The sequence below is a fragment of the Paratractidigestivibacter sp. genome (assembly GCF_052362415.1).
Lineage (GTDB): Bacteria > Actinomycetota > Coriobacteriia > Coriobacteriales > Atopobiaceae > Paratractidigestivibacter.
Genome location: NZ_DAWEMK010000110.1, coordinates 3404 through 5775, shown reverse-complemented (window position 1 = coordinate 5775; position 2372 = coordinate 3404). Strand labels below are relative to the sequence as shown.

Sequence of the window (2372 nt, the reverse complement as noted above, 5' to 3'; positions counted from 1 at the left end):
GCCGGCCCGCCGCGAGCTTGCCGCCGTCTACCGCCCCGGGCTTCTTTCCAACGCGGCCCGCGGGTTCCTGGATTGTTTGGGGGCGTGCCCCAGGACCAGGCTAGCGTGAGCGCAAAAAGAGAGGAGGCGCCCGAGGACGCCCCCTCTCCAGTTGTTCCTTCCGTGCGAAGGCTATTTGTGGAACAGGCTGTTGCGCTCGAACTTGGGCTCGCAGCACACGTTGATGCCCAGGCGGCGCAGCACCTCCTCGTCCGTGGACGAGATGATCACCGAGAAGAACGCGTCGCAGCCGCGCAGCTGCCCCAGCCCCTCGAGCGCGCGGGCCGCGGCCTCGCTCGTCGCCGAGGTGATGGAGAGCGCCATCAGGGTCTCGTCGGTGTGCAGGCGCGGGTTCTTGCTGCCGAGGTAGTGGGTCTTGAGCTTGCTGATGGGCTCGATCGCAGAGTCGCTGATGATCTCGAGCTCGATGTCGATGCCGGCGACGGACTTGAGCGCGTTCATGAGCAGCGAGCTCGCGCAGCCCAGGCGCGTGGAGGTCTTTCCCGTGACCACGCTGCCGTCGGGCAAGATCATGGCGCCGGCGGGCGCCCCCGTGACCTGCTCGCGCGTGAGCGCGGCCGAGCGGGCGGGGGAGTAGTTCTTGTCGATGCCCGCCTTCTGCATGATGGAGCGCAGGCGATCGACCTGCTCGGAGCCTGTGCCGGTGCGCTTGACCTGCTCGCAGGCCGAGAAGTAGCGCCGGCTGATCTCCATGAGGCTCGCCTCGCGGCACGCCTCGTCGTCGCTGATGGCGAAGCCGACCATGTTCACGCCCATGTCGGTGGGGGACTGGTAGGGGCTCTGGCCGAGGATCTTGGTCATGAGGGCGCGGACTACGGGGAAGGCCTCGACGTCGCGGTTGTAGTTGACGGTGGTCTTGCCGTAGGCGTCCAGGTGGAACGAGTCGATGATGTTCGCGTCGTCGAGGTCGGCGGTCGCGGCCTCGTAGGCGATGTTCACGGGGTGCGAGAGCGGCAGGTTCCACACGGGGAAGGTCTCGAACTTGGCATAGCCGGCCTCGATGCCGCGCTTGTGCTCGTGGTAGATCTGGCTGAGGCAGGTCGCGAGCTTGCCGGAGCCGGGGCCGGGCGCCGTCACGACGACGAGCGGGCGGGTGGTCTCGACGTACTCGTTCTTGCCGTAGCCCCCGTCCGAGACGATGAGGTCGACGTCGTGCGGGTAGCCCTCGATGGGGTAGTGGAGCTTGCAGGCGATGCCGAGGTCGGTCAGGCGGTGGCGGAACACGTCCGCGGCGCCCTGCCCCGCGTACTGGGTGATGACGACGGCCGCGACCTGCATTCCGTTGCTACGGAAGAGGTCGACGAGGCGCAGGACGTCCTCATCGTAGGTGATGCCGAGATCGCCGCGGGCCTTGTTCTTCTCGATGTGGTTCGCGTTGATGGCGATGATGACCTCGACGTCGGCCGCGAGGCTCTTGAGCATGCGGAACTTGACGTCGGGCTCGAAGCCGGGCAGCACGCGGGAGGCGTGGTTGTCGTCGAAGAGCTTGCCGCCGAACTCGAGGTAGAGCTTGCCGCCGAACTGCCCCACGCGCTCGCGGATGTGCTCGGCCTGCAGCTCGATGTACTTGTCGTTGTCGAATCCGGTGCGCATGGCGCCTCCTTCGGCGCCCATGGGCGCGACGGCTGTTGCTTTGACTTTTCCAGCCTATCATGCGTCCGCGGCCGGCGCGGCATCGGCGCGGGCTTCTTTGCCAAGAAACCCGCTTTGACCCGCCTACCGAGCCCGTGACCCGCACGTAACCTGGGGAGGGTACCATGTAAGGACAACCACTACGAAAGGAGCCGCTATGAAGCGCGAGCTCGTCAGTCGTTACAGCGAGAACCTCGACCGGTACATGGACCTGGTCGTCTACGGTGAGGGCGGGTACCCCGTGATCGTGTTCCCGACGCAGGACTCGCCCTGCACCAACTGGGAAGACTTCGGGATGATCGACACCCTCGACGACTACATCGGCTCCGGGATGCTCCAGCTCTTCTGCGTGAGCAACGTGGACAAGGACTCCTGGTCCGCCGCCGACCGCGACAAGGCCGAGCGCGCCGACCTCGTCGAGGCCTACTATCGCTACGTTGCCGACGAGCTTTGCCCGCTCGTGCACGAGCTCTCCGGTCGCGCCGACCGACCGCTGCTCGCCGGCTGCAGCATGGGAGCTACGCACGCGGTCGTCTTTGCGCTGCGCCGCCCGGACCTCTTCCAGGGCTGCATCGCGCTTTCCGGCGTCTACGACGCGAAGTTCTTCTTCGACGGCTGGATGAACGAGACGCTCTACGCGAGCTCTCCCGTCGACTTCCTGCCCAACATGGCCTCCGACC

General features: G+C 66.4%; 2 protein-coding genes. One reads left to right on the top strand and one right to left on the bottom strand.

The features are described from left to right. Positions 1-171 precede the first annotated feature (171 nt). Positions 172-1653 (bottom strand): DUF1846 domain-containing protein, encoded by a 1482-nt coding sequence (locus tag ACT84W_RS09155; protein WP_444328985.1) that lies wholly within the window; start codon positions 1651-1653, stop codon positions 172-174. 196 nt (positions 1654-1849) lie between these two features. On the opposite strand from ACT84W_RS09155, the gene ACT84W_RS09150 reads away from it, so the two are divergent. Then, positions 1850-2372: alpha/beta hydrolase-fold protein (locus ACT84W_RS09150; RefSeq protein WP_444328984.1), on the top strand; the 523-nt coding region annotated here is incomplete at its 3' end.

What these genes read in the sequence shown, in the direction of transcription:
- ACT84W_RS09155 (WP_444328985.1), bottom strand. Translation starts at nt 1,653, where the DNA reads ATGCGCACCGGATTCGACAACGACAAGTACATCGAGCTGCAGGCCGAG.